Source organism: Psychrobacter sp. GTC18467, assembly GCF_055397455.1.
Genome location: NZ_AP038920.1, coordinates 1753764 through 1778877 on the forward strand (window position 1 = coordinate 1753764; position 25114 = coordinate 1778877).

Here is a 25114-nt window from a genome sequence, read left to right on the forward strand (position 1 = left end):
GCGATAATATAGCATATTTTAAAGTGATTTGGATATGATGGGGGGTGACTGAAGGTTGAGCAATTGCCATTTGGCGATAAAGTTTGCGCAAAATTTTAATAGAAATTGTCAATTTTTTAATGACTTATCAAAAATCTGATTTTGCAACCGTATCGACTTTACTTGCTTTTACCGCTTTTAATTTGTCGTTATAGCGAAAATGTGGGTCGTGGCGTACTGGCAGCACCACCAAAAACCGCGTATGACCGTTGATGGTGTCGGTGGTGATTTGACCTTGATGGGCGGTGACGATTTGCGAAACCAGTGACAGCCCAAGCCCTGAGCCTTTTTTCTTTTGCTGAAGCCTCACAAACGGGCTAAAGATTTCCTCGCGTTTGTCCTCGGGGATACCGTGACCTTCGTCAATGACGGCAATGACCGCAAATTTGGGCGCAGGTCGCGGCGGGTCAGCTTTAACTTTGCGAAGATGTTTTCGAAATAGACTTTCTTTTTGCGCGGTGTCGTTTTTAGCTTTAGGGGCTGCGGTATTTTTTTGCGCCGATTTTGGGATGTCTTGATGACTCTTAATCACCACCTCGGTATTTTCCAAATTGCTATTAAGTGTTGGCGTTGGCGTCCGCCAAACCGCTTGCTTGAGCCAAATACTTAAGTCGCTAATTGGGAAAAAAGCGCGGTTGCTCAGCGTCTCAGGGTTGCCGTTATCGATAGAAACATTGGTCAAAGTGGTGAGTTTTTTAGGATTAACCGAGTCGCCGTTACAATAAACAATCGGGTCAGCAAAGGTTTGCGCGTCATCTTCCTCTGGGTTCATCAGTGTTGCTGCCCACTGAAAATCATCGTTATCATCAACAATAAAGCTGTTTGCCATCACCGTTTGTAGCAAGTAATCTGGAACAATTCCGGCAGTCGCTAGCTCTTGAACGCCATAAACCAAAATGGTCACCGGCGGCGTGCCATGAAGCATGGCGTTGTCAAGCAAATTGCGAATCAAATGGGTGAGCAGCGGCGGCTGACCATCAATGGTTAAATGCTCGCCAATCAAGGTGGCTTCAGGGTAATGTTGGCGCTCTTGGTTGACCAAGTTATAAATATCCAAACGCTCAACTTGCTGCATGGCGTGACCGGCGTCCAGTCGGCTCACCAATAAGATGCTTTCAACCAAGTCGTTAAGCCCCGACAAATCGCGGTTGATGGCCTCGGCGCGTTTGTCAAATTTAGCTTTGGTTGCTTCAGGCAAGCTTGCAGCAAGCATATCCATCATTTCAATTTGCAAGCGAATTCGGGTGATGGGGGTTCGCAGCTCGTGCGAGGCATGCGCTAAAAGTAGGCTGTTGGCATTAATCAGTTGCTCGATTTTTTGCGCCGCTTGGTTAAAGCCGCGGGCAAGGGTGGCAATCTCATCATTACCGCGAGCATTGACGCGGACGCTAAAGTTGCCATCGCCCAATTGCACCATTTGTCGGCTCATCTGATTGATTTGCCACGTGATTGAGCGTGCAATCCACCAAAGCACCCCTGCCATGATGATAAGCAGCAAAATCGTTCCGGTAAATAAGTTTAAAGCCGCGGAAAATGCCGGCTTTTTGGGTGGCAGCCTTGATTCATAAAGCAGCGTATAGCCAGTACTACTAAACACTTGCGCCTGCGTTGGGGCTTGGTTGTCGGCAAACGAGGGGAAAACTCGGTTAAGCAATGAAGGCGTATCGGGTAATTCAAGCGGCAAATCGCTGTTGTCCGTTTGCATCAGCAAATGACCATCAGTGTCATAAAGCCCCATTTTGGCTTGTAAGGATTCATCAAAAATATCAAAGCTTTTTTTGACCACCGCCAGCATAAACCGAGCTTGTAAGCGATTTTCTTTGTTGACTGCCACGTTCAATTCTTGCAAAAATGGGTCAATTTGCCCCAAAATTTGCGTCGCTAAAACCTCCGAGCGGATTCCGGCATCTTTATCATGGACAAGTTGGGTCAGCGCCACCATGGCGGCGGCAAATAAAATCAATGCCAGCATCACGCTTGCAAATAACTTGGCAAAAACCGACCGAAACCCCAATTGCTGCATAATGCTCTCTATAGTTTTTAGCCTTCAGCACACGTTTGAGCTCAAGGCTGCTTATCAGTTCCAATAGGAAAAGTGACTCGGCGCGCCCTTACACTTGGTCGGTGGCAAACTGATAGCCGACGCCCCGAACGGTAATAATGCGTTTTGGTTGGCGTGGATTGTCCTCAATCAGCGCACGAAGCCGCGAAATATGAACGTCAATGGCGCGGTCAATGTTATCCGAGCTGTCATCATTAGGCATAGCTTGCCAAAGCTGCTCGCGGTTAAGCACTTTTCCTGAATGGGTGGCAAAATAGTGCAGCAGCTGAAATTGATGGGTCGTTAGGCGAACTGGTTTGTCATCAATGGTCACCTCATGGCTGTCAGGAAACACGCTTAAGCGCCCAAAGGTCAAACTGTCGGACTGACTGTCGGCTTGATTTGGCTGCTCATGACGGCGGATAACCGCTCGGATGCGCGCAAGCAATTCTCGCGGCTCAAAGGGTTTGGCGATATAGTCGTCCGCGCCCATTTCAAGCCCTAAAACCCGATCGGTGGTATCGCCTTTTGCCGTGAGCATGATAATCGGCACTTTATTGGTCAAATTGTTTTTATTGCCGCGAATTTTTTGGCAAACTTGCATCCCATCCATATCAGGAAGCATCAAATCAAGCACTACCAAATCAATATCGCGCTCTTTGGTGTCTAAAATATCAAGACCTTCTTGACCAAGCCCTGCATGATGAACGTCATAATAGTTCATGGTCAAATAATCGCTGATCAATTCAGCCAAATCTGGATCGTCTTCGATTAATAAAATCTGTTTGCTCATAATGTGTCCTTTATAAAAGTTCTAAAGATAAAAGTGGTCAAGGAAATTAAAAATACGTTGTTATTATAAAATTTTTCAAAAACTATCGTGAAAATAGGGATATTCTAAAGCTGCTATCCTTACTCTATTTTGCCTAAAAACCATCTTACGAAACAATAGACACTTTGTTACAATTTCTGCCCACTGTAACCAAACCGCCAAATAGCCAGCAGAGCTTGTGCTATTAATTTGAGGACACCACGACTTTTTTTCCGGCTGACTCAATGGGCAAATTTGCCAAACAAATCAGACTGTCGTTACTAATTCCTGCCACCAAATACTGCTTGGTGCTCGGATCAAACTCAATCACTTCAACCGGCTGTCGGGTTAAGCGCAAATCTTGTTTGATAATCCAAACATTCGCGGGCAGGGGCGATAACGGCTTAAAGGGCGGTTTTTGTAGCGCCGTTAAATCCACATCATGAATGCCCTCAACGGGTACAATCGTTCCCACCTCAATTTGACCGTAATCAACGCGACCCGCTGCCATCATGTCAGGTCGCAATTTGGCGCGGCTGAGATCGTTATTAATCACATGAACGCTGACCAAAAGCTCATCAAAATTGAGACGGCTGTCTTGTAGCTGACTGATTTGACCGCTAAAGGTGTCGGTTAACTCATCGGCGGTAAAATTGACGGTCTGACCGATTGACAATTGCGGTTTGGCTTCAAGCGGTAAGGTGGCAACAAAGCGCAAATCGCTATTATCACTCATCGTAAGCAAGGTGGTTTGCGGGGTTAAAATTTGTCCATTTTCAACATTGATATTGCCAATCTCCCCTGAATAACTGGCGCGGATAATAAGGGTTTGGGCGGTTAGGGGAGTGATGGGATCTTCTGACAGCTCAGCCGACTCCCCTTTATTGTCCGCATCAGTAACGCTTGGGTCAGTTTGAGTGTTATTTGCAGCGGAATCATTTTGTTTAGCAGTTGCTTTAGCCTCGATATCTTGAGCAAGCATTTTTTGATCATCGTTATCACGGTCATCTTTTGCGTCAGTTTCCACGGGTTTAGGCGTGACAATAGCAAGCGGCATGCCTTTTTCCACTGGCTGACCTTCTTTAACCAAAACTTCATTGACCACAACCGCTTGCAAAAGGCGAAATTGAGTTTTTTTAATGGGCTCAATCACCCCTTGTAATCCCAAACTTGGTTGATACCGCGATGGCTTGATGGGCAGAATATAATCTGCCGCCATCGTCACGGTATCCTCGCCAATAATAATGGGCGCGTTTGGCGCATCTTTTGGTAGCTTGTTGCTGTGGCTTAAGCTTGCCGCGTGATCTTGGTCGGGCGGCTGACAGGCGCTGACCAATAAGCTTGCGGTTAGCATCGGCACTATCAGCGCTATGGCGGGGTGATGTTGCCGAGCATCAATGATCGCCAATCGGCAGAAGAATTTACAATAAGATAAGAATCGAATTAACATGATTAAGCTCATTTTTATGATTAATTATAGCGTTAAAAACACAATTCGGCGACAGCAGCTCACCGCAACCACCGATTTAAAGCAGCTTTGCCTCAAGGCGGGCGATAATAATGGCGCAATTTTGACCAATTTTACGGTCAAGCGAACCATTAGCACAGGTAAATTAAAAACTTAATCGCGCTTTAGTTCTGTAAAATAGGGTTTGGTGTTAAAATAAGCCAAAGCGCTTGGTGTGCAAAGCCATTAAAATCACTGGTAAATAAGACTAAAGTATGCTAAAACGAGCAAGCGGCAAGCAACTAATCTCAAGCTTTCAGCGTGTCTTTCTAAGACGCGCATTTTTTATCGTGGTTGTGGCTTGCAAGTGGCTATAAAAAATCATAAGCTGCTATATTAAACTCAATTAAAGCCGATTATTTGTTATACTGATAGCGTTTTTACTTTTTATTGCCAACTTTATAACAGACTAATAAAAAGTGAATCTGATGAACCAACCGTCGTTGATAGGATAAAATCATGGAAAACAATTTTGATGGGTTAAAGGTGATGGTTATTGATGACTCAAAAACCATTCGCCGTACCGCAGAGACGTTGCTACAAAAAGCAGGTTGTGAGGTGGTCACAGCGATTGATGGCTTTGATGCCTTAGCAAAAATCGTCGATAATAACCCCGATATCATTTTTGTCGATATCATGATGCCAAGGCTTGACGGCTACCAAACTTGTGCGCTTATTAAAAACAATCCAGATTATGCCGACAAACCGGTGATTATGCTGTCCTCAAAAGATGGCTTGTTTGATAAAGCCCGTGGCAGAATTGTAGGGTCGGATGAGTATTTGACCAAACCTTTTAGCAAAGATGAGCTGTTTGCTGCCATCAGCCAATATCGCAATCATTAACCCAAAAAGGGCGCGACCCTAAGTAAGTTATCACGAAATAAGCAGGTATCATGCGTCATTTTCACGGAAACAACCATCCTAAACCATGACCAATATGATGAGTAATAAGGAAGTATTCATGACCACTGTATTAGTTATTGATGATTCGCCGTCCGAGATGGCAAAGTTCCGTGACATGCTGGCAAAAAATAATTTTCACGTTTTAGAAGCGTCAAATGGCGAACAAGGCTGCGCGATGGCAGTATCGCATTTGCCTGACGTGATTTTAATGGACGTGGTGATGCCGGAGATGAACGGCTTTCAGGCAACGCGTAAAATTACTCGGGATAAAGCCACCGCTCATATTCCGGTGGTGATTATCAGCACCAAAAACCAAGAAACCGATCGGGTTTGGGGCAAGCGTCAAGGCGCTAAAGAGTATCTGACCAAGCCGGTTGAAGAGGCGGAACTGGTGCGCATTATTAAAAGCGTAACGGAGTAACTTGTGGCTTCTCGCGGATTCATTGAGCTACTACGCTTAGCAGATTTAGCCAAAGCGCGTAAAAGTGGGCGTCAAAGTGGTCAACAGTCTGAATGGCGCGGTGTGGTATTTGAAGTGGGCGGTCAACAGCTTATTGCGCCGATGGGCGAAGTCTCCGAGGTGCTCAGTATGCCTGAGTTTACCAGTGTGCCTATGGCGCAGCCATGGCTGCTTGGGATTGCTAACGTTCGTGGTCGCTTGCTGCCATTGACCGATTTGGCAAAATTTTTGCAGCTTCCAGGGCGACAGCTGCCGATCAGTCAGCGAAAGGTGATGGTGATTGACCAGCAAGCCATATTTTCAGGACTGCTGGTTGATCGGGTGATTGGCATCGAGCCCTTTGCTAAAAATCAATACCGCGCTGAGCCTATTGACATCAACTCGCCATTTGCACCTTACAATCATGGCAAGTTTTTTAAAAATAAACAAGACTGGTTTGTGTTTATGCCAAGCCTGCTTGCCCAAGATCCGCGCTATATTGATGCCTCTTTATAGCCCGCGTCTGCATAATGCCCATTACTGCAAGCCACTTTTTATCTGATGATAGAAAGTTTGCGCCGCTAATCAGCGACTTTTAGCTCATTAGCCATCAAAGACTTTTTGCAAGGTTAAAGGCAAAAGCGCGAATTGAATGCCAGTTTTTAAAATAATAATTTAAAAATCGCCGAGCTGCCTAAAGTCAATCACGATACGACTTAGACGACTGTTTGGAAGGAATAAGCACGATGAGTGATCCTAAACACCCTATGATTGATGCCTACAATACGCCAATGATGCTTGATGCCAACAACAAGTGGAAGCTGTTGTTGGGCTTTTTTGCGCTAGTGAGCTTGGGCTGCTTGATTTGGCTGACAAGCTCGGTTGATTTTGAGCAAGTGGCTGTGTTACCTGCCTTGGTGTTTTTATTGGGAATTTTGGGGCTGATTTATGCGCTTGCCCAATTGTTGAAACAGCGCGGTGAGGCTGAGCGATTATTGGTTGAAAAAGAAACGCTACGCCGCCGCCAAGAGGCGGAAACCGAATCTGAGCGAGCGCGGCAAATTCAAGAAGAAAACGAGCGTAACCAGATGGCAATTTTGCGACTTCTTGATGAATTAGGCGACTTGGCGGAAGGGGATTTGACGGTTAATGCAACCGTTTCTGAAGATTTTACTGGCGCGATTGCTGACTCGGTAAACTTTGCGATTGACCAGTTAAGGCAGTTGGTTTTGGTAATCAACAGTACCGCTGAGCGCGTTTCGCAATCCTCTGAGCAAACTCAGCTTACCGCAGTGGAACTTGCGGAGGCGTCCGAGCACCAAGCGCAAGAAATTGCCGGCGTTTCTGCCGCCATTAATGAGATGGCAGTATCGATTGACCAAGTTTCGAATAACGCGACAGAATCGGCAGCGGTTGCTCAGCGCTCGGTTGCCATTGCTTATAAAGGCGCGGACGTGGTTCAGCGCTCAATTGAGGGTATGAACGTTATTCGTGAGCAGATTCAAGAAACTTCAAAGCGTATTAAGCGTTTGGGCGAATCGTCACAAGAAATTGGCGATATTGTAAGCTTGATTAATGACATCGCTGACCAAACTAACGTCTTGGCATTAAACGCTGCCATTCAAGCATCGATGGCAGGGGAGGCTGGTCGCGGCTTTGCGGTCGTTGCTGACGAGGTTCAGCGCTTGGCGGAGCGTTCAGCCAACGCCACCAAGCAGATCGAAACCTTGGTTAAAACCATTCAGGCAGACACCAATGAGGCGGTCATGTCGATGGAATCGACCACCTCTGAGGTGGTTCGCGGCGCAAGGCTTGCCAAAGATGCCGGTGAAGCCCTTGAGGAAGTGCAAAGCGTTTCTAAAAGCTTGGCGGATTTGATTCAAAACATTTCAAACGCCGCTCAGCAGCAGGCAGACTCCGCCGGTCACATTTCAAACACCATGAACATCATTCAAGATATCACCTCGCAAACCTCTTCAGGGACGATGGCAACCGCCCGTTCTGTTGGCGAGCTGAATGAGATGGCAGCTGCGCTGCAAGAATCGGTGGCAGGATTTAAGCTGTCAAATGATGATGAGCATTTGCCCCAAGATTATGACAGCTTTCAGATCGTTTGATCTTTGAAGCCGCTGAGTACTCAAGGTGAGTAAATCTAAGCCTGCCAAGCATTTGCTACCCATGCTGACTTTGCCGCCGCAGCAAATACCGCGGTGGCGCGATTATATTGAGCGCAAAATAGGCTTTGTACTTCCTGAAGAACAACTTCGCTGGTTGGTCAATGCTGTTGAATATACCGCAAGGAAGTATCAGTTGAACTTTGAGGATTTATGGCAGGGCGTTCAGTCCAGTCAGCAGCTTCGGCAGCAGCTTCTTGATGAAGTGCTTATTTTAGAAAGTCGTTTTTTTCGACACCCACCTTCTATTGAGTTTATTAGCAATCTTGCTTGTGACCACCGAGACCAAGCGCCTGTTAATGGCAAAAATAACCAAGCGTCACCCTTTCGCATTTGGAGTCTTGGCTGTGCCACCGGTCAGGAGGTCTGGTCGGTGGCAATGAGTTTAAAAGCCCAAGCCATTAAAGATTTTGAAATTTTAGGAACTGATGCCAGTCAAAAAGCATTGGCTCAGGCGCAGTCAGCGCGCTATAACGCCAAACAGCTTATGGGAGTTCCAGCCCCTTATCAGCATTTTTTGATACCTTTAGAAGCAGAGCTGAATCAAGATCAGCCGTTGGCAAAGCAGCAGGCTGAGGGTTGTTGGCAAGTCTCAGCAGAACTACAATCTCATGTGCGCTTTGTTTGGCATAATATCTTTGGCAGTGACTTACCGGCTGATCAGCCACAAGATGTTATTATTTGTCAAAATATGCTGATTTATTTCCGAAAATTTGATCAGCGCGACATTTTAAGGCGATTAAGTCAGCAATGCCGCCTTGGCGGTCATATCGTTTTAGCACCCGGTGAGGGTTTGGGATGGTCGCCTAAAAATATGCGCAAACTGCGTCACCCCACAATCAATGCTTGGCAAAAAATTAGCCGTAACCCTTAACAATTGCTCAAGTTTAGCTATAATGATTCCAACGCCATTTGCGCATCAATAGTGGCAGGAAGAGCTTAATTAAAGATTCATCAGTTAGGACAATCTTATGACTAACCAGCCCAATGAGATGGCAACGCTTGAGTGGTTATTGCCCTTATTCTATCAAGAACTCTCCTTGTTATCTGACGGCTGGCAAGCGGCGCACGTTGATGAGCAAGCAAAAGCCAGTTATCATCAGTTAAGCGGCGCGCTGATCATGGCAAATCTGCCAACGCTTGCAGCGCTTGCAGAATCGTTAAGTGAGCTTGCGGCGATGGCTCAGCATCAGCCATTGGCGCTCAAAGCTCAACGATTGGCTCATTTTGCCCATCAGCTCTTAACTTATGAGCTGACCCAATTTGCGCAGCAGGGTAGCTATCGGCAGATATTGGTTTCAGCCACCACCGCTCAGCTAGCGGCGATGACTAACGCGTCCTCAACGGATGAGCAATTAAGGTTGCCACCAGCTGACGTTAATGCTTGTGACGAGGTGGAGATTAAGCATCCTGACGTCAAAACGGCTGCCTTAACCCAAGATCAGTTTCAGCAGCTTTTGAGTGTTTGGCGTCGCCAGTTACAGCAGTTACTGAGCATCAATCGCAATGACAGCGCCGTTTTGACCGACCTTGGCAAAGTGAGCCGTTATCTTTGGCAGTCCCCCCTTGCAGAGCAGCAGCGATCGCTTTGGTATCTTGTGGACATTTGGCTACAGAATTTAGCCAATCATGATTTTCCAGCGCCTACCGATTATGCCGCCATTTTAGTCAACCTTGAACAGCTGCTGAACCGCTATAGCTTGCCCAAAGATCAAAACGCGCTCAGTGCTTCTGAACTTCAGTGGTTGATGAGTGAGTTATATATTCAGCTGTCGCTGATCGATCCGCTTAACCCTTCAGCTTTAACTTTATTAAGCCATTTACCTGAGACCTTTGAGACCTCTCAAGAGTTTTTGCCGCATATTTTAAAAAAGATCGAAGCACTTATTTTTAATCTCAATCAAGCTGAGGAGTTGATCGTTCCCATTCAGCAGGTGGTCACGCAGCTGCGGCTTCGCGGTTGGTCACTTTATGAAACGCAAGCGGCACAAATTTTAGCGGAAGTTGAAAACAGTCTTGAGCAAAAGTTGCCATTTGCTGATATTCAATGGCAAATCGAGCGGCAATTGCAAGAGCTGTATAGTGCGATTTACCATACCGAACAGAGCATTAAAACTAAAATTGGCTCAGCAACGTCTTTTATTTTGACCAGCAATGATGCCAATAACCTTGAAGTCTGCATTTCCGATGATGCGCTGCGCCAACTTCGAATTGCCGTTGAGGAGGTGAAGCAGCATTTTAACCAGTATGTTCAACGTCAGCAGCCGCAACTGTTGCCGCCGTTGGCAGCGTTTTGGGACATTGGCGAGGCTTTTGAGGATATGGGGCTAAGCACGATTCGGGCGGTGACCGATAAGCTTGGCGAACTGGTGGCTCAATTGTCAGAGCAAGACCACTTGCCGGCTTGGTTTGTGATTCAAGCCATGGCTGACAGTTTATCAGCCATAGAGTTGTTGCTTGATCGTTTGGCTCAGCAAGTTTTTGATCAACAGTTACTACAACAAGCCATACTGCACGTTGAGCAAGCGGAGGTTTTATTTAAAGATTGGTTAAATCAGCCCGAAGGGGCCTCAAAGATAACATGGTATCCGCCCCAAGCCGCGCAAGATGTCATTCGTTATGACGATGATGGCGAGGTATTGCCGTCTCAAGCTGTAAGCGCTGAAGCCGAGGATTTGGTTGATAAAAACCAAAGTGATGCGGCGGCGGATCAAAGCAGCTCGGCGCTCCAAGCGGTTCAAGAGAGTCTAAAAAAGGATGACTTTACTATTGATGAGGAAATCCGCGAGATTTTCATTGAAGAGGCAGAAGAAGTTCTTGACGATCTAAAAGCGGCGGTTGCCATTTGGGAAGCCGATGCTCAAAATTTAGCCTTGTTGACCGACATTCGCCGTAACTTTCACACCCTAAAAGGCTCAGGGCGGATGGTGGGGGCGTTTAGTGTTGGCGAGGCAGCTTGGGCGCTGGAAAATTTACTGAATCGAGTTTTGGATAAAACACTGCCCATATCCGCTGACGTTGTTACCTTAATTTGCCAAAGTTTAACGCCATTGTCAGTTTTGGTGGCAGATTTTGCGAATTTAAAAACGCCCAGCGTAGATCCTGCCGTTATTATCTTAAAAAGCAGTAATCTGCTAGCAGGTCGTGAGTTACTCAGTGGGCTTGCTGAGGTGAAAGCCATTGAGCCAAGCTTAAACAATGAAGCTGATGAGTCAGAGACTTTGGTAGCCAAGGCAGAGCTTGATCAGGCGTTGTCTGTAACTGACCGTTCCGAGCGTATCCCAGACGTGATCAATGCTTTGCTTCAAGAGGTATCCATCCCTGCAGACAGTGATGATGCTGATCCGGATATTAAAGACATTTTCATTGAGGAAGCTGAGGAAGTCTTGGCTGAGATCATGCCTTTGTACCAGCGGTGGCAGCAACATAGCGCTGATCTTGCGCCCCTAAAAGACATTCGCCGCGGCTTTCATACGCTAAAAGGCTCAGGGCGAATGGTTGGCGCTTGTTACTCAGCGGAGCTGGCTTGGGCGATTGAAAATATGCTCAACCGTATTCTTGATGGCACGGTATCGGTATCAACAGATATGGTGCAATTGGTCGGGGATGTGATTGCCGCTTATCCTACTTATATTGATGTTTTTGCTCAGGATTTGGGTCAAGACGCTTATCCAAGCCAAACCGAACTTTGGGTTGCTTGTGCCACTGCGTTTAGCAAGCAGCTTGGGGAGCAGTTTACTTATCAAGCACTGGTTGAGCCGGCAACCCACCCTCAGCAAGATAAAACCACTGTTTCAGCTGAGCCAAGTTCAACGACGCTTGAAAATATGGCTTCTGAGGAAAATCGCGTTTTACAAGCCTATCATAGCGCTCAAGAAATCATTAATGAGGCAATCAGCGACATTCCCAGTCAAAGTGAGGAAGAAGCGGCATTTGCTGCCATTTTCATTGAAGAAGCTTATGAGCTCTTAACACAAATCAACGGCTTTGTGACCGCAAATCAACAAGGTGCGTTCACCGAAGTGAGTGATGATATTGTTCGCGCCTTTCATACGTTGCGTGCCGCCAGTGGCTCAAGCGCCCTTGCTGCCATCAGCGAGGTCAGTAAAACCATTGAGCAAAGCCTTGAGCAGCTTCAGCAGCAAGATGAATTAATGGACGCTCAACATCTACAAGCCATTACTCAATCAACTCAGCTTATTGAGCGCTATTTACAAGCCTATGAGCAAAGCTTGAGTAAAACCATTCCGGATTTGGCAAACGCTGAAACCTCACCTGATTTGATCATGTTGCAACATCTGCTTGAGCGCCCAATGACGGAAGGCGAACAGAATAAACATCGGTTCAGTGTGGCTGAGCTGTTAAAAATTGGCATTGACACCCTGCTTGACGCTGATTATTATTTGCGCCATGCCTTAAGCGATCACAATAATGAGCAGCTGCAATACTACATTGCTCAGCAGCAAAAACAGATTGCTTTATTGGTTGATGCCACCAAAGGCGCACCTAAGTTTGAACAAATCTTAACGGCGTTAGCCCAAGCTTACGATTATGTCCATCAGCATCTTGAGATGGCGCGGGACTATAACGTTCAGTCGTTATTGTTGTTGGGTCACAATGAATTAATAGGTTTGTTTGATGCGCTTGCAGGTAGTATGTCGCTGAAGGTCAACGCTCAAGTGGTTGCCGATCTGCAAGCGTTGGCTGAGGGTCAGTATCAACCGCTAACGGAAGCGAAAGAGGCTTGGCAAGTGGATCAAGAAACGATAGCCGATACAAAAGATCTTATTTCAGAGCCTAAGGCTGCTCAAAGCGTCAGCGCTCAGCAGGCCGAAAAGCTTGAACTTGAAGTGATTGATACAGACATTGAGCTGCTTGAGATTTTCTTAGAAGAAGCTCAAGAGCTGGACAACGCCATTGCGCAGACTTTTAATAAGTGGCGCATGGACAAAGACAATATTGCCACACTTAAAATATTGCAGCGCCATTTACACACCATTAAAGGTGGCGCTCGTATGGCAGGCATTCATAGTATTGGTGACTTGACTCACGAAGCAGAAAGCGTTTATGAAGCTTTTGTCGAATCGCGATTGCTGCCGACAACGTCATGGCTTGATATTATGCAGACGGTTCAAGATACGCTATCGTTGCAGATTGATTATGTCCTACGCTATCGCGAATCATTTTTTGCCAAAGAGCTTATTGCTCAGTTGCAAGCGCTCATGGTTTTACCAGAGCTGCCGCCGACCGTCACTTTGATCTTGCCGGCGCTACAAAATTATTTGCAGGCGGATGACAGTTTGGCTGCCGAAGCTGAGCGGCAAGAGGATCATCCGGTGATAAGTTTGGATGCGTTGATTGCTGAATCTTGGCAAGAAGAACTTCCCGACCCTGATATTTTAGAGGTGTTTTTAGAAGAAGCGGATGAGCTTATTATCAGCAGTAATAAATATTTGCAGCTGTTTTTAAATAACATCAGTGACACAGTTGCGCTGCAAGCGCTGCAGCGCGATTTGCATACCATCAAAGGTGGGGCTCGGATGGTGGGCGCCAATGGCATTGCTGATCTTGCTCACCAAATGGAAACGGTTTATGAAGAGCTTGCCATTCGTCGCCGTCCTGCGACCAAAATGGTGGCTCAGCTGTTAGAAAATTGTCACGACTGGCTTGCCGATGCGATCTTTATTTTGAAGCATCGGGTGAATCCGCCGCTACCAAAAGTTCTTATTGATGCGCTGATTCAATTTAGTAAAAATCCCGATAGTTTAAAACAAGTGCCCCATGAGTCATTGCAATCGGAATTGAGCATCGTTTTGGCTGCCCAATCAAAGCAAGCTGAAGTTCGCGGCGCCGAAGACATCAGTCAGATTCCGCCTATGCTTGGCAGTTTTGTTGCTCAAGAGCAAACCAGTAGCAATGAGATGATCCGAATCTCAAGCAACTTGATTGAGCGCATGATCAACTTGTCAGGGGAGTCGGCGATTAACCGCGCGCGTATTGATATGGGAATGAGCAGTCTGACCAACAGTATTGAGGAGATGGGGGTCACCATTCAGCGCTTAGCCGATCAGCTCAGACGGATGGAAATTGAGCTTGAAGCTCAGATTTTAGCTCAAATTGACGATACGGATTTGATTGATAGCGAAGGCTTTGACCCGCTTGAGATGGATCAATATTCCTCTTTAAACCAGTTGTCCAAATCCTTGAGTGAATCCGCCTCAGATTTGGGGGACATTAACAGCACCTTACTTGAAAAAACCCGTGACAGTGAAAATTTGTTGTTACAGTTGTCGCGAACCCAAACGGAGCTGCAAGATGGGCTGATGAACTCAAGAATGGTGCCCTTTTCAAGGCTTACCCCAAGGCTTGAGCGTATCGTTCGCCAAACCGCCAATGAGCTGAACAAATCGGTTGAATTGACCCTCATTAATGCCGATGATGAAATGGACAGAAGCATTCTTGAGCGCATTACCTCGCCGCTTGAGCACATGCTGCGCAACGCCGTTGACCACGGTATTGAAAACCCGCAAACAAGGCTCAATGCCGGAAAAGATCGCAGTGGTCAAATCACCATTGAGGTAGTTCGTGAAGGCAGTGAGGTGGTGATCCATCTGACCGATGATGGTCGCGGTATCAATGTCGATGCGGTTCGCAAAAAAGCCATTGCTCAAGGGCTCATTGACGCCAATGATAAAAGCTTGTCTGATATTGATGTGATGCAATACATCTTTCACGCCGGTCTTACCACCACCAATCAAGTGACCCAAATTTCAGGTCGCGGTGTGGGAATGGACGTGGTGATCAGTGAGATTAAACAGCTTGGCGGCTTGGTGTCGGTCACCTCAATCCCCAATCAAGGGTCACGATTTACCATGCGGGTGCCTTTAACGGTTGCCGTGTCCGATGCGCTTGTGGTTCGAGCCGCTGACCGCTACTATGCCATCCCGCTGGTTCAGATTGAGCGCGTGGTTCGCGTTCAGCCAGAAAAGCTGTTTGATTATTACCAATCGGCTCGCCCCACCATGCGAATTGATGATGCCGATTATCGCGTCCATTATCTCAATGAGATTTTGACCGGCAGTCACTTAAACGAGATGATCGTCAATAGCAACTCAAGCTTACCGGTTATTATCGTAAAAAACCGAGCAGGGCAAAACTTAGCGCTACAAGTGGATCAAATCGCCGGATCGCGCATCGAAGTGGTGGTAAAGCCCCTTGGTCGTCAATTGTCCCATATCCCAGGAATTTCAGCCGCAACCATCATGGGCAATGGTTCAGTCATGCTCATCTTAGACATGTTGGCGCTGCTGCGTAATGCGGTGGTATTTAAAGAAACCCAACAGATCAGCAGCAGTAGCAGCAAGGTCTTACAAGTCGATCAGCCAACCGTCATGGTGGTTGATGACTCCGTGACCGTTCGTAAAGTGACCTCGCGCTTCCTTGAGCGTGAAGGGCTCAAAGCGGTGGTGGCAAAAGATGGTGTGGATGCGATGGAAATCTTGCAAGAACTGTTGCCAGATTTGATTTTGCTGGATATTGAAATGCCGCGAATGGATGGCTTTGAAGTGGCAACCCAAATTCGCCATGACCGCCGCTTAAAGCATATTCCGATCATTATGATTACCTCGCGAACGGGCGAAAAACATCGCGAGCGCGCCTTTGAAATTGGCGTGAATGACTATATGGGCAAACCATTCCAAGAAAATCAGCTGTTGGATAAAATTCAAGGCTTTTTGGGCGTAAGCTTAGGCGCGGCTCATGAAGGCTAACGAGCGCTTAGCGTTATTGAAATACAAGCCTGCTCGTGACGTTAAAGTGGTGGTGATTGCCAATAATGCCCATCAGCGCTTGGCATTTACGGACACGATTAAAGCGTTTGGTTTTACGCTTGTGGATTGCGTCAGTCGTCAGCAACTGAGTGTTAAGCCGCAATATCTTCATGTCGATTTGTGGCTGATTGATGCTGAGTATGATGAAGGGATTGAGCAATTGATTCATTCCTCAAGCTACAGCGCGGTGCTTATCGGATTTAGTCAAGCGCCGTATCTAAATGAGCTTGGTCACTATAGCAAATGGCAACGTAAGCTCAAGCGCAAGTTGGCTCAGCTGTTAGAATACCCTGAATTGATGACTGGCTCGGCGCAAAGCAATCAAGCGGTTCCTTGGCAAGTGGTGGTGTTTTTGGGCGCTTCTATGGGCGGTCCTGCGGCGGTTAAAGAGTTTTTAGACCATTTGTCACCAAATTTACCCATCAGCTTACTGCTTGCCCACCATTTTAATCAAGATATGATAGAAACCCTGCCAAGGATTTTAAATCGGCACAATGCTTGGCATTGCCAGATTATCTCCTCAACTCGGCGACTACAATCTGGCTACTGCCTTATTGCTCCGATTGACAAGCAAATTATTTGCGACTCTGAGGGTCGGGTCATTTTGAGCAATCAAAGCTGGCAAGGTGAGTATAAGCCTGCCATTGGTCAAATTATGAAAAATATGAGCGATGTCTATGGCAGTGACTTGGTCAGTATCGTGTTTTCAGGAATGGGTAACGATGGCTCGCAATACTTAGCCGCCATTCAGGACAATAACAGCCAACTTTGGGTTCAAGATCCCAAACTAAGCACCTGTTCAAGTCAGCCGCAAGCGATTATTGATTCAGGGTTTTGTCAATTTGTCGCAAGTCCGCAAGCATTGGCCAAAAAGCTGGAAGACTTTGTTCATCATCGCCGATATTTAAACAAAATTACTTATTAATGGTAAGCACTATGAACCAAATTCGAAAGCATACGTTTGAAGCGGTAAGTTTATTAACGGCTGACAACGGTCTTCTTGATGTGAGTATCATTCCGGCAGTCAATCAGCCAGACTGGCTGATCCCAACCAACCTGATTTTAAGCATTGAGCCTTATTCTGAGCGTATTTGGACGTATCTTTGGCATGATCAAGAAGTGGCGGTATTCCACCTGTTACCTCGTGATGACACGCCCGATAAAGTGGTTATCCTTGAGGGCAATACCGATGTTCATCGACTGGCGCTGCAATTGCGCGGTGAGATTCAAAATATTCAAGTTCGCATCTCCGATGTTAAAGATATTGAGCTTCCAGAAAAATACCTGACAATGGCAAAGACCAATATTGATGTGAATAAAAAACGTGATGAAGGCTTTAATTTTTTTACCGCGACCGTTACGGATCAAGACAGCCAAAAAGTTGAAGAACGATTCCGCGAAAATGTGGTGGTCTCTTATTTATTTCAAACCGTGATGATCAATGATCAGCCCTATTTGGTTCCTGATTTGGACAAAATTGCCCATCAGCTGGTCGACTTGGACAGTTAGAAATGGCAAATTTATTAACCAAACTTAAGCAATTTTTAGTTTGATTAATTATCAAAAAATGTATAAAGTAGCAAAATTCAAATCCTTTGTTGTGACATGGTGAGGGGTAAATAATGATTAAAAGCCCTGAAAGCTTAATCAAATGGTCACTGAGCAGCCGGATTTTTCACTGGATCAGCGCCTTGCTATTGCTGATAACTTGGATTTTAATGCTGCTTTATGACCAATCGGAAAATAAATTTTATATTGGCTTGCATAAAGCCTTTGGCATGAGCTTGTTATTTTGGATGCTGGCAAGGGTGATAAATCGCGTGTTAACCAAAGCGCCGCCCGCGGTAGTGATGCCAAAATGGCAGCAATTTGCCGCCCATTTTACCCATTTTGCGCTTTATGCCTTATTGATTGCCATGCCGATTGCCGGATTTTTGATGTCCGCTTATGGTGGTCGCCCTGTAGATATGTTTGGGCTATTTGAGATTCCAACCTTTGTTGCTCCTGATCGCAAAGCCGCGCGCTTTTATAATGACTTACATACGGATATTATTTGGCCGTTGATTATTGTGTTTACGGTTTTGCATATTGCTGCCGTGCTTCAGCATCAATTTATTAAAAAAGACAATTTGATGAGCCGAATGAAATAATCCTTGAGATTTGATGTAAAAAAAGCCCTAACATAAATTAGGGCTTTTTTATGGCAAGTGCTCAATCAGCTGACGGTTGGTTTTTTATGCTCAGGCAAGCTGATGTTCATTTCAAGAACGTCTAGGCTGTCTTCGTTCCTATGGTTGATGTTGACATCATCAATTTGAACGCCGTTGACGTATTTGTTGACCACTTCTAAGATTTCACGCTTCATTTTTTCGATGCGGTCGGCGGTTAAGCGGTTGTTTAGGCGGTTTTCGCTTTGGACGATGACTTTTAAACGCTCGGTTGCCGCACTGGCACTTCCGGTTGCTTTTTCCTCACCACCAAACAAACTGCCCCAAAATCCCTTTTTTTTACTCATTATTAACCCCCAAACCAGCGTTGTAAGAAGCTTTTCTTCTTGATTTCTGTGTGACGTAGGGGGCGCTCTTCACCCAAAAAGCGGGCTACGATGTCGTCATAGCATTGACCAGCGACCGAGTCGGCATAATGGATCACCGGCTCACCGTGGTTTGATGCTTCAAGTACCGCATGGCTTTCAGGAATTACCCCAAGAAGCGGCACTTTTAAAATATCGTTTGAAATGGTGTTGATGTCCATCATCTCATTAGCGGCTGCGCGCTCGGCGTTGTAGCGGGTGATGATTAGGTGCTCGCGAACCGCGCCTTCGTCTTTTTCGACTTTTTTGGTTCGGCTTTGCAAAATCCCAATGATACGATCAGAGTCACGAACGGAGGAGATTTCAGGGTTGGTCACAATGATGGCTTCATCAGCGTGATACATCGCCAGTTGCGCGCCGCGTTCGATTCCGGCAGGGGAGTCGCAAATGATATAGTCAAACTGCTTGGACAACTCGTTCATGACTTCGGTCACGCCCTCGTCGGTCAACGCGTCTTTGTCACGAGTTTGACTGGCTGGCAAAATAAATAGATTATCGAGGCGTTTGTCTTTGACCAACGCTTGTGACAGCTTGGCGTTACCGCTGATAACATCAACAAAATCATAAACGATGCGGTTTTCACAGCCCATGATCAAATCAAGGTTGCGTAATCCCACATCAAAATCGATGACCACGGTTTTATGACCACGCAATGCAAGTCCGGCGGCAAATGACGCGCTGGTGGTGGTTTTGCCCACACCACCTTTACCTGAAGTGATTACAACTATCTTTGCCACAATGGCACACTCCTATGAATGATTGGGATGTTGAAAAAGGGTCGTGCCGCAAGCTGCATCAAGGAGGATTGTCTTGACACAATCAGCAAATCATGGCGGTCACTTAGGGGGATAAGCCTAACATAAATAAACAAAAAGTTATAGCTTTGAACGCTAAATCCCAAGTCATTCAAAACAAATAATGCTTAAAGTTTGCGCTTAGTTGATGACACCATTACTGATGTGCTTAAAAATCTTCCATCACCGTAAATACCAAGCCTTCATCCTCTTTAAAGCGCACCTGAACGGCTTTATCAATCACATGCTCAGGCAGATTGTCGCGAAGGCAGTACGTTCCGGCAACCGAAACCAGAGAGGGGTTAAAGACTTGACAAAAAATCCGAGCGTCTTTATCGCCGGTGGCGCCGGCAACCAAGCGACCTTGGGCGCGACCATAAACGTGAAGGCTATTGTCGGTGATTGCCTCAGCACCGTTATTTACGCTGTTGGTTAAAATCAAATCACCGCCAACATGATTAAGGCTTTGCCCTGAGCGCAATATTTGGTCATAAATCAAATTGGTGACTTGTTCAGCAGGGGCAGTCGCTGCGCTTTGCACTGCAGTTTCTGATTGCGGCTTTGCTTCTTTTTTAGCTTTAGGAACGATACGCTCAATGCGATTGCCATCTGCCGGAAAAATCGCCAAGCGCCGTTGTTCAGCTTGCTCTTCAAGTACCCCTTTGACCACCCCAATGGGCTGAAGCCCCCACGACCAAAGCAGCTCCACAAGCGCGTCCAAATCTTGATCAACGCTGCTGTCGATAATGACAGGGATTTGACTGGTTTTATTATGAAGCGTTTGCGAAAGCTGATCGTCAATGACCGCAAGATCATCTGTGGTTAAGACCAATCGTGAAAAAGTCAACATTTTGCCAAAAAATGTTAGCGGCGGTAAGGCTTCTTTTTCCGTTATCTCAGCTGCAGCAGTGGCATCATTATTCGTCGTCATAGGGTCATTCCTTCCTACCTTATAAGTCTTGCTTAATTTGAGCATTATGAGGCTATCATAACGGATTATGGTTATGATTGCTTAAAAGTTCAGTAAATCTTGATGCTTCCATTGCTGAACTTTAATTTGCGCCTCAAACTCATTCAAACTTGCGGTAATCACCCGCGCAATCAAGGCTTCAAGCTCAGCGTTATCCGTATCAATGGCGGCGATGTCGCGCGCGATGATGGCAAACAGCTCATCTAAGCGCTCAGGGTCAAGAAAAAAATCACTGAGCGAGGTGACGATATTTTCGCCAATGCTATGACCGACGCTTAAAAGTTGCGACTCAATCAGATGACCTGCAATCGGAATCATTTTTAAATAGCGGCGCAGCTCGGGGGCATTGCTCAGCCCCGTTTCGACCGCTTTTCCAATATCGGTTGCCAAGCTTTGACTTTGGGCGGCTTTAAGCTGAATTAATTTGGGCGCAAGCTCTTGCTTTAACAGCGATAACAAGGCGCTTTCAATAGCATCGCGGTTATTACCGATGGCGGATTGAATGATGGATTTTTGAGTTTTTGGGTCGGTGAGTTGAGCGCGGTAATTGTAAATGGTGGTTAAAATGACGCGGTCGGACAATTCTTCAAGCAATAAATTAATATAAAACTTAATCCGGTTGAGCCATGGCTGCGGCAGCACTTGATAGCCCAGTTGATACAATTTTCTACCAATGACCACCACCCGAAACAGTCTGAGCGCCCGCAGCTGGGGCGCGCAGCCAAGCACCTCATACCAATGCACAAACGGGAAAAAAAACCAACGATAATAAACTTTGGTATAAATGGCAATGCCCCAACGAACGAGCAATTCTAAAATCAAAAACACCGTAAAAAAGCCGCCCGCCGTCCGAATAGGCTGATGTAAAACGTTTTGATACCACACCAAACTGTCCGTAACCGCAAGTTTATTGGCAATAATTTGAATAAAATCACTCATGAGCATCGCATCAAGACCAATCAGCAACAAATCAATGCTGATGGCAATCATCATGGCAATATCATAGCCAAGCTTAATTCGGCTTGGTTGAGCGCTTTTGGGCGTTGGCGCGGCAGGTAACTCAGTCACAAAGGGCTTACCTTGAAGTTGAAAATGAATAAATAACGATAATAAATAGGAAAAATCAGGGTTTGGGTGCGTCAAACTCAGCAAGCAGCTTGGTAATCCGCTGGTCTTTTTCTTGCCAAACCTCATCAAGCCAAGCAAACATCTCAGCCTTCACGCGCTCATCCTTATCATAGCCGCCATTTTTAATCGCAGAAAATAGCTCATCGGGCATGGCAATCTTGCGAACGTCAACGCCAAGCTTTTGAACATTGCCAAGCCATAAATCCTGATAGCTTGGGGTGCCATCCGGATAGACAATCGTCATGTCTAAAATGCCGTCAATCTCAGCGCCAAGCGCCTGAATGGCAAGGGACAAGCCGCCCGCTCGCGGTTTGAGCAAATGCTGATAAGGAGAGTTTTGCTTGTCGTGCTTGTCTTTGGTAAAGCGCGTGCCCTCTAAGTAGTTAAGCAAGGTAAACGGCTTGTCTTTTAACAACGTGCAGGCGCGTTTGGCTTCCTCGATATCTTGACCCTTTAAGCTTGGGTTTTTGGCGATAGCTTCTTTTGAGTGGCGCTTCATCATCGGAAAATCTAAAAAGTAAAAAGTCTGACCAACGACCGGAATATAAATCAGCTCAAACTTGGTAAAAAAGCGCGTGAGCGGCAATTTGTTTTCGCTGATATATTGAACGACACTGGTATCGACCCACGATTGATGGTTGCTGATCAGTAAATATTTACCGTTGGGATGAATATCCTCAGGCAACTGAATTCGCCAATCTTTATGAGGAAACAGCGTATCAAGAAGCACATTATTGCTATGAATCCAGTGATTGGCAATCTTAATGACGGTTTTGTCAGCGATTTTAGCGCCGGTGATCATTTTGGTCGCTCCCATTAGCCAAATGGGAATACTGCCGCCGATGCTATTGGCAGCAATGACCCCTGTCGCGGTAGCAAGTGAGGCGACTTTAGCAAATTTTGGCGCGCGCTGTTGTAGCGATGAGATGGCTTTGGTTAAGGGCATAACAACTCCTTGAAAACACTTGGTCACGGCTTGAAATGTTGGAACAAAAAAGTGGAAAAGATGGCGCTATCATAACAAAAATTTATTTTGAGTGTACGGTTGTAAACGTGACTAAAGCAATAACCTCATGGTTGTTATTTGCCCTAAAAAATCATTTAAAAAAACTATTTAGAAAAATCATCAAAATTATTTAACGCTGATTGCTTAAATTCTACTTTTTTAAGGTTACATTGCGCTTGGTAAAGGTTTAGCCGCAATTGCGCCTTGTCAATGGGTAATCGTGAAAGATGGTATGCAGTTGCCATACATAGTTGTGACAAAATATTACACAGTGACAAAAGCGCTTTGCGATAATGACAAGGAAAGATTCTGAGTAAAACTTATTTTTTGAATTTATTTTGTTCACTTGTGAGGAAAACGATATGAAAAAGACTTTAATGATCACCGCACTGGCTTCAGGACTTGTGTTGGCAGGTTGTAGTACTGATCCCTATACCGGTCAACAGCGTTTAAACAAAACTGCGGTAGGAACGCTTGCTGGCGCTGCAGGTGGCGCGGTTATTTCAAAAGCTACCGGTGGCGATAAAACAGGTCGCGATGCGGCAATCGGCGCTGCCCTTGGCGCAGGCGTGGGCTATTATATGGAGCGTCAAGCCAAGCAGCTTGAGCAGCAAATGGCAGGAACGGGCGTTACCGTTCGACCTAACGAAAATGGTAACATTGATCTGGTCATGCCAGGCAACATTACCTTTGCCTTTGATGATGCTACCCTAAACTCAGCATTCACCCCAACCTTGAACAAACTTGCTGCTACCTTAAGCGAGTACAACCAAAACACCGTAACGATTGCTGGTCACACTGACAGCAAAGGCTCAGATGCTTATAATATGAAGCTGTCTCGCGACCGTGCTTACTCGGTTGCCAACTACCTAAGTGCTCGCGGCGTGGCATCTAACCGCATCCGCGTTGAAGCTTATGGTAAAACGCGCCCAATCGCCAGTAATGCTACAGAGTCAGGTCGCGCGCAAAACCGCCGCGTTGAGTTGACCATTAATGCCCCACAAAGCGTTCGTTAATTTAATCGCCGCCATGAACTAAAAACACGATATTTTAAAAAAGGTCAGCCTCAGGTTGACCTTTTTTTTATGAGCCGCTAAACGCTTTTTAAGAAAAATAATTTTAAGTCCAGATTAAGTTTGATAATCGTTCTCAATGACTTTATAATTTGAGCCCAAATTCTTCTTGATTTTTCACTCAAATTTTACTTGTTTTTCAATGATTGAGAACTTTATGACAATGAATACGATGACAAAAAATCGCTTGGTCAAATCCGCTTTGGCGTCAACGATTGCCGCCACGCTGATTTTAAGTGGTTGTAGCAAAAAAGACAACGAAGCCAATAACACGGCTGACGCGGCAACGAGTTTAGAATCCCAATCAGCAACGGGCGCAAAACCCTCGGCAGGCGAGCAAGCAAACCTTGATCGCTTGTTGTTAAGCTATAGTGATATGGCACACGCGGCGTATAAAGACTCGCTAGATACGGCAAAACAGCTGCAAGCGGCGGTCAATACTTTTGTTGATGAGCCAACCCAAGCCAACCTTGATGCGGCAAAAGCGGCGTATAAAGCGGCGCGGCAACCGTACTCACAAACCGAAGTTTTCCGTTTTGATGAAGGTTTTGTCACCAAAAACGATCTGCGAAAAGTTGCAAGCACCGATGATTGGGAAGGTCAGGTCAATGCTTGGCCGCTTGATGAAGCGTTGATTGATTATGTCAGCGCTGATTATGAAGGCGAGTACAACAGCAAAGACAACATCATCAATAGTGACAGCATCACCGTTGGCAGCTTAAAGCAGGACACCAAAACCATCACCCCTGAGCTGTTAGCCGAGATGAACGAAATCGGCGGCAGTGAAGCCAACGTCACCACCGGCTATCATGCCATTGAGTTTTTACTTTGGGGTCAAGATACCAATGGTGTTGGTGCGGGCGCAGGAAATCGTCCGGTAAGCGATTATAATACCGAAGGTCAATGCACCAGTGGCGCTACCGTTAATCCTGATTCTAAAATTTGTGAGCGCCGCGGTCAGTATCTAAAAGCCGCCGCGCAACTGCTCGTTGATGATTTGACTGATATGGAAGCCCAGTGGCAGCCTGAAAGTGACAATACCTTACGATCGGACCTTATGGCGCGAAAAGACAGCAACGCGCTGCGCCAAATCATGTACCAAATGGGCAGCCTAGCGCTTGGTGAGCTTGCCTCCGAGCGCATGCAGGTGGCGTTTGTGACCGGATCTACCGAAGATGAGCACGAGTGCTTTAGCGACTTGACCCATTTAAGCTATGCCAATAACGCTCGCGGCATTCAAAACGTCTTTAATGGCAGTTATAAAACCGTTGAGGGTAAAAATGTTGGCGGCTATGGCATCAAGCAATATTTAATCGATACCAACCATAAAGATGAAGCCGATAAACTGAGCGCTGATTTTAAAAAGGTTGAAGATGCCTTTAACATCATCGTCGATAAAGCCGAAAAAGAAGGCATTAAGGTCGATCAGATGATTGCTACTGTCGGTCAAGCCAACAAACACGGCATTTCAGCGGAAGAACAAAACAAGCGCCGCGGCTGGATTGAGTCTGCAATCAGTAGCTTACAAGAGCTGACCACGGGCATTGAAAGTGCAGCGGCGGCGGTAGGAATTGATAACTTAGACGCCGATTCAGGGTCGCAGTTTTAAGGATAAAACCCAAAATTTCAATCGCTTAGCGGTCAACTTGCTGACTGCTAAGTGAAAATAAATCATCGTCATTTTGGTTTTTAGGAGTTGTTTTTTAGTATAATTATCCAGTAAAGCAATCGCGCTGCCATTACTCATGGTTGGTGGCAGCTTTAAAAATCAAAAGTAAGTTAAGTCACGTTGGGCTTAGGGGTATTA

General features: G+C 46.0%; 19 protein-coding genes and 1 pseudogene. 12 read left to right on the forward strand and 8 right to left on the reverse strand.

Going from position 1 to position 25114, the window contains the following annotated elements; translation table 11 throughout:
* Positions 1–127 precede the first annotated feature (127 nt).
* From ACZ5XY_RS07655 to ACZ5XY_RS07665, 3 genes are all read right to left on the reverse strand, one after another.
* Positions 128–2062, reverse strand: coding sequence for an ATP-binding protein (locus tag ACZ5XY_RS07655; RefSeq protein ID WP_464740460.1), 1935 nt, complete (start codon positions 2060–2062; stop codon positions 128–130).
* A gap of 88 nt (positions 2063–2150) precedes the next feature.
* Positions 2151–2873 (reverse strand): response regulator transcription factor, encoded by a 723-nt coding sequence (locus tag ACZ5XY_RS07660; protein WP_169392429.1) that lies wholly within the window; start codon positions 2871–2873, stop codon positions 2151–2153.
* A 223-nt stretch (positions 2874–3096) separates the two neighbouring features.
* Positions 3097–4341 (reverse strand): efflux RND transporter periplasmic adaptor subunit, encoded by a 1245-nt coding sequence (locus ACZ5XY_RS07665; protein WP_464740462.1) that lies wholly within the window; start codon positions 4339–4341, stop codon positions 3097–3099.
* A 16-nt stretch (positions 4342–4357) separates the two neighbouring features.
* Here ACZ5XY_RS07665 and ACZ5XY_RS07670 point away from each other — a divergent pair, with 16 nt between their 5' ends.
* The 10 genes and pseudogenes from ACZ5XY_RS07670 (at position 4358) to ACZ5XY_RS07715 (ending at position 17893) form a co-directional block, all read left to right on the forward strand.
* Positions 4358–4516: a hypothetical protein gene (locus ACZ5XY_RS07670; protein WP_464740464.1), complete on the forward strand. Its 159-nt coding sequence runs from the start codon at positions 4358–4360 to the stop codon at positions 4514–4516.
* A gap of 341 nt (positions 4517–4857) precedes the next feature.
* Complete coding sequence (gene pilG / locus ACZ5XY_RS07675; protein ID WP_464740466.1) at positions 4858–5241, forward strand: twitching motility response regulator PilG; 384 nt, start codon at positions 4858–4860, stop codon at positions 5239–5241.
* 118 nt (positions 5242–5359) lie between these two features.
* Positions 5360–5722 (forward strand): response regulator, encoded by a 363-nt coding sequence (locus ACZ5XY_RS07680; RefSeq protein ID WP_464740468.1) that lies wholly within the window; start codon positions 5360–5362, stop codon positions 5720–5722.
* A 3-nt stretch (positions 5723–5725) separates the two neighbouring features.
* Positions 5726–6256: a chemotaxis protein CheW gene (locus ACZ5XY_RS07685; RefSeq protein ID WP_464740470.1), complete on the forward strand. Its 531-nt coding sequence runs from the start codon at positions 5726–5728 to the stop codon at positions 6254–6256.
* A gap of 554 nt (positions 6257–6810) precedes the next feature.
* Positions 6811–7857, forward strand: a pseudogene (locus ACZ5XY_RS07690) (methyl-accepting chemotaxis protein); the annotation flags it as partial.
* 25 nt (positions 7858–7882) lie between these two features.
* Complete coding sequence (locus ACZ5XY_RS07695; RefSeq protein WP_464740472.1) at positions 7883–8788, forward strand: CheR family methyltransferase; 906 nt, start codon at positions 7883–7885, stop codon at positions 8786–8788.
* 97 nt (positions 8789–8885) lie between these two features.
* Positions 8886–15683: an Hpt domain-containing protein gene (locus ACZ5XY_RS07700; RefSeq protein WP_464740474.1), complete on the forward strand. Its 6798-nt coding sequence runs from the start codon at positions 8886–8888 to the stop codon at positions 15681–15683.
* Positions 15673–16668, forward strand: a complete 996-nt coding sequence (locus tag ACZ5XY_RS07705; protein WP_464740476.1) for a chemotaxis protein CheB — start codon at positions 15673–15675, stop codon at positions 16666–16668. Before ACZ5XY_RS07700 ends, ACZ5XY_RS07705 begins: the two co-directional genes overlap by 11 nt.
* 11 nt (positions 16669–16679) lie before the next feature.
* On the forward strand, positions 16680–17252 hold the full coding sequence (locus tag ACZ5XY_RS07710; RefSeq protein WP_464740478.1) for a hypothetical protein: 573 nt from the start codon (positions 16680–16682) through the stop codon (positions 17250–17252).
* A gap of 113 nt (positions 17253–17365) precedes the next feature.
* Positions 17366–17893 carry a cytochrome b gene (locus tag ACZ5XY_RS07715; RefSeq protein WP_464740480.1) on the forward strand — a complete coding sequence of 176 codons (528 nt, stop codon included), beginning with the start codon at positions 17366–17368 and terminating at the stop codon, positions 17891–17893.
* A gap of 65 nt (positions 17894–17958) precedes the next feature.
* On the opposite strand, the gene minE is transcribed toward ACZ5XY_RS07715, so the two are convergent.
* The 5 genes from minE to ACZ5XY_RS07740 all read right to left on the reverse strand — a co-directional run bounded on the left by minE (position 17959) and on the right by ACZ5XY_RS07740 (position 22174).
* Positions 17959–18258, reverse strand: a complete 300-nt coding sequence (gene minE / locus ACZ5XY_RS07720) for a cell division topological specificity factor MinE (RefSeq protein WP_464740482.1) — start codon at positions 18256–18258, stop codon at positions 17959–17961.
* A 2-nt stretch (positions 18259–18260) separates the two neighbouring features.
* The gene (gene minD / locus ACZ5XY_RS07725; protein ID WP_464740484.1) at positions 18261–19073 is read right to left on the reverse strand and encodes a septum site-determining protein MinD; all 813 of its coding nucleotides are present in this window, start codon (positions 19071–19073) and stop codon (positions 18261–18263) included.
* Positions 19074–19299: 226 nt separating this feature from the next.
* A complete protein-coding gene (gene minC / locus ACZ5XY_RS07730) occupies positions 19300–20061 on the reverse strand; it encodes a septum site-determining protein MinC (RefSeq protein WP_464740486.1) in 762 nt (253 codons plus the stop codon).
* Between the two features lie 81 nt (positions 20062–20142).
* Positions 20143–21168, reverse strand: a complete 1026-nt coding sequence (locus tag ACZ5XY_RS07735; RefSeq protein ID WP_464740488.1) for a hypothetical protein — start codon at positions 21166–21168, stop codon at positions 20143–20145.
* A 55-nt stretch (positions 21169–21223) separates the two neighbouring features.
* On the reverse strand, positions 21224–22174 hold the full coding sequence (locus ACZ5XY_RS07740) for an acyltransferase (RefSeq protein WP_464740490.1): 951 nt from the start codon (positions 22172–22174) through the stop codon (positions 21224–21226).
* A gap of 422 nt (positions 22175–22596) precedes the next feature.
* Between ACZ5XY_RS07740 and ACZ5XY_RS07745 the strand changes: the two genes are divergently transcribed.
* Together ACZ5XY_RS07745 and ACZ5XY_RS07750 are read left to right on the forward strand one after the other, a co-directional pair.
* Entirely contained in the window at positions 22597–23250 is a 654-nt protein-coding gene (locus ACZ5XY_RS07745; protein ID WP_464740492.1) for a YiaD family glycine zipper/OmpA-like lipoprotein, read from the forward strand.
* 214 nt (positions 23251–23464) lie between these two features.
* Entirely contained in the window at positions 23465–24916 is a 1452-nt protein-coding gene (locus tag ACZ5XY_RS07750) for an imelysin family protein (protein ID WP_464740494.1), read from the forward strand.
* Positions 24917–25114: the final 198 nt, after the last annotated feature.